The organism is Micromonospora sp. M51, from assembly GCF_018070305.1.
In the GTDB taxonomy this organism is placed as follows: Bacteria; Actinomycetota; Actinomycetes; order Mycobacteriales; family Micromonosporaceae; genus Micromonospora; species Micromonospora parva.
The window spans coordinates 1-3147 of the sequence record NZ_JAGPXZ010000706.1; the positions used below are offsets into that span (position 1 = coordinate 1).

General features: G+C 71.6%; 3 protein-coding genes and 1 pseudogene. 1 reads left to right on the top strand and 3 read right to left on the bottom strand.

The features are described from left to right. Positions 1–41 precede the first annotated feature (41 nt). Positions 42–632, top strand: a complete 591-nt coding sequence (locus tag KBX53_RS27425; protein WP_210862422.1) for an HAD family phosphatase — start codon at positions 42–44, stop codon at positions 630–632. Between the two features lie 4 nt (positions 633–636). Here the strand turns inward: KBX53_RS27425 and KBX53_RS27430 are convergent, their stop codons facing one another. The 3 genes and pseudogenes from KBX53_RS27430 to KBX53_RS27440 form a co-directional block, all read right to left on the bottom strand. Next, positions 637–1608, bottom strand: coding sequence for an NADP-dependent oxidoreductase (locus tag KBX53_RS27430; RefSeq protein ID WP_210862423.1), 972 nt, complete (start codon positions 1606–1608; stop codon positions 637–639). A 135-nt stretch (positions 1609–1743) separates the two neighbouring features. Continuing rightward, the gene (locus tag KBX53_RS27435) at positions 1744–2823 is read right to left on the bottom strand and encodes a DUF916 domain-containing protein (protein ID WP_210862424.1); all 1080 of its coding nucleotides are present in this window, start codon (positions 2821–2823) and stop codon (positions 1744–1746) included. 90 nt (positions 2824–2913) lie between these two features. Beyond that, positions 2914–3147: pseudogene (locus KBX53_RS27440) on the bottom strand (metallophosphoesterase); the annotation flags it as partial.

A 3147-nucleotide genomic window follows, 5' to 3' on the forward strand; every position in this document is an offset into this window, starting at 1 on the left:
CTGAAGGCTGTCACGAGCGGGTGAGCTGTACCCTTCCCCGGGTGAGTCTGCCGCTGCCTCCCGGGCCGTTCGCCGCGTACCTGTTCGACTGCGACGGCACCATCGTCGACTCGATGCCGCTGCACTACGTGGCCTGGCAGCGGGCCCTCGCGGAGTGGGGCTGCGAGTTCCCGGAGGACCTCTTCTACGCGTGGGGTGGGCGGCCCACCGCCGACATCATCGTCGAGCTGAACGAGCAGCAGGGTCTGGCCATGCCGGTGGCTGCCGTGGTCGAGCGCCGGGAGGGCTACTACCAGGAGTTGTTGCCGCAGCTCGCCGCGGTGCCGGAGGTGCTGGCGCACATCCACGACGCGCACCGGCGGGTTCCGTTCGCCGTGGTCTCCGGCAGCACCCGCGCGTCGGTCACCGCCTCCCTGGACGCGCTGGGCCTGCTGGACCGGTTCGACGTGCTGGTCTGCGCCGACGACTACACCCGGGCCAAGCCCGACCCGGAGGCGTTCCTGCTCGCGGCGCGGCAGCTCGGCGTACCCCCGGAGGCTTGCCTGGTCTTCGAGGACACCGACCTGGGCATCCAGGCCGCGACGGCGGCCGGCATGGCATCGGTACGCGTGCCGCAACAGCGCACGCCCTGACCTCTCAGGCCACCGTCAGCAGGAGCTTGCCGGCGTAGGAGGTCTGGAGGCGCTGGTGCGCGTCCCGCACCTTGCCCAGGGGGAACGTCTCGGCGACGTGCACCACGAACGGCCCCGCTTCGATGAGTTCGTTGAGGCGTTGCAACTGTCGGGGGTTCGATTCGCCGTCGTACGCGCGGACCGTGACGCCCGGACGTTCCTGTGGCTCCGGCCGCACCCCGTGGGCGTACGCGACCACCCCGCCGTCGGCCAGCGCCTCGGTGAGCCGGTCCAGCGTCGGCCCGCCGGCCATCGCCAGGATGGCGTTGACCCCGCCCGGTGCCGCCTCCCGGATCCGGGCCAGCACCTCGGTCATGTCGCCGTGACCGTCCACCGACACGTCGGCGCCGAGCCGGGTCACCAGCGCGACGCCGTCCGCCCCGGACGCCACGGCGATCACGTTGAGGCCCTGCCGCTTCGCCAACTGCACGGCCAGGTGGCCCTGACCGCCGCTCGCTCCGAAGATCAGCAACCAGTCGCCGGCCGACAGGCTGACGGTGTCGAGGCCGGCCAGTGCGGTCAGCGCGTCGGTGGGCATGGCACCGGCGTGCTCGGCCGGCACACCGTCGGGCACCTTCGCCGCGTACTCCGCCTTGACCGACGCGTACTCGGCGTAGAGGCCGCCCTTGGGCCGGGTGGTGGCGGAGACGTAGACCAGGTCGCCCACGGCCAGGCTGGTCACCGTGCCGCCGGCCGCGATGACGGTTCCGGCACCGTCGGAGCCGGGCACGATCGGCAGTGCCGAGCCCTCCGGCACCAGCACCCCCTCCCGCTCGTACGCGTCCCACACCCCGACGCCGGCGCTCCACACCTTGATCAGCACTTCGTCGTCGGCGACCTGCGGGATCGGCAGCTTGCGCAGGGTGATCACCTCCGGCCCGCCGAACTCGTCGAAGGCCGCGGCCTGCATCCGCTCTGGCACATCCCCGTCAACCATGTGGATTCCCCCTCCGTGCCGGCGTCACCGTCGCAGCATGCCGGCTCGGGAACGGGCGCGCTCCGGAGCTGAGGGCCGTTCACCCACAAGGACTAACGTGCAGGCTCGCCGAACCTTTTGGGGCGGCTGCGGCGATCAGGAGGCCTGCGGCTCCGGGCCACGAAGCGCCTGCTCGACGGCGTCGCGGACGCGGGCGTCCTCGCGCGCCTTGCTCAGCGCCCGGTTGCGGCGCCGGTACAGGTACGCCCCGACGAGCACGGCGATCAGCACGACGAGGGCCAGCACCAACGTCCAGGGCAGGGCCCAGCCGTGCGCGGTGGCCTGCACCGGCTTGAGCGGGGTGGTGGAGCCCGAGGCATCGGTGAGCAGCGGCGTCAGGGTCACGGTAGCGGCCAGCGAGATGACCGGAGCCACCCCGTGTACGGGCACCGTCACGTTCCAGCTCTCACCCGGGAGCAGCTCCGGCGGCGCGGCGACGTCATCGGCCCGGACCCGCAGCAGGCCGAACGGGCCGGAGACGGTCACCGCCTGGTTTCCCGACAGGGCCGCGTTGCCGACGTTGTGGACCTTGTAGGTGATGGTGGCGTCACCCTTGCTGAACGGGTTGGTCGGTCCGGCGTACGTCACGTGCAGGTCCTCGATCGCGAGGTTCGGCTTCAGCTCGCCGCCGACCCGCAGCTTGATCCGGATACCGAGGCGCCGGTCGACGTTGATCCCCTCAGCCTGGTCGGCCTGGGTCAGGGTGGTGAGGATGCCGCCGACGTAGTCCCCGGGCGTGGCGTTCTCCGGAACGCTGACCGTGAACGGGACCTGGGCGGTCTTTCCGGGCTGGATCACGACGCTGCCGGCGTTCGGCTTCACCCAGGCGCCGACCGCTGTGGACTTCTTGTCCTTGGTGAGCAGGTCGAGCTGGCCGGCGTCGGTGGTGAAGCCGTCGGCCGCGTACACGGAGAGGGTCAGCGGGGCCGTGCCGCGGTTGGCCACGACCATGGCGTCCTCGACGGCCCCACCCGGGTTGACGTTGTAGCTGTAGCTGGACCGGGCCTCGCCGTAACCGTTGGACGCCGTCCGGACCGTCCAGGCGGCGTTGCCGTCCGCCGCCCGGGCGGGGCCGGCACCGACGCCGACTGCCGCGACGACGGCGAGCAGGGACAGTGCTGTCCTACGGAGGAGTGCGGTGGGCCTGGTCTTCCAGCGCGTGACGGACGGGTACATGTCGGTTCCTTGAGGTGATCTTGGACGGATGGCAAATGGGTGGCGGGGTAGACACCCGAAGGTGCCTACCCCGCCCATGGAACTGTTCGGTCAGCTGCTCAGCGCGGTGATCGTCAGGGTGGTGCGGTAGCTACCCTTCGCGATGCTGTCCGGGATCTTCAGATCCAGGTCGGCGCCGAGCTTCGCGCCACCACGCGGGTGACCCTGCGCGGCGGCGGCGAGGGCGCTGGAGACCGAGAGGCCCTTGCCCTGGTCGTCGTAGGACGACAGGACCGGGGCACCGGCCTCGGCGCCCGCTCCGGCGTCGAGCACGTACGGGCTCCA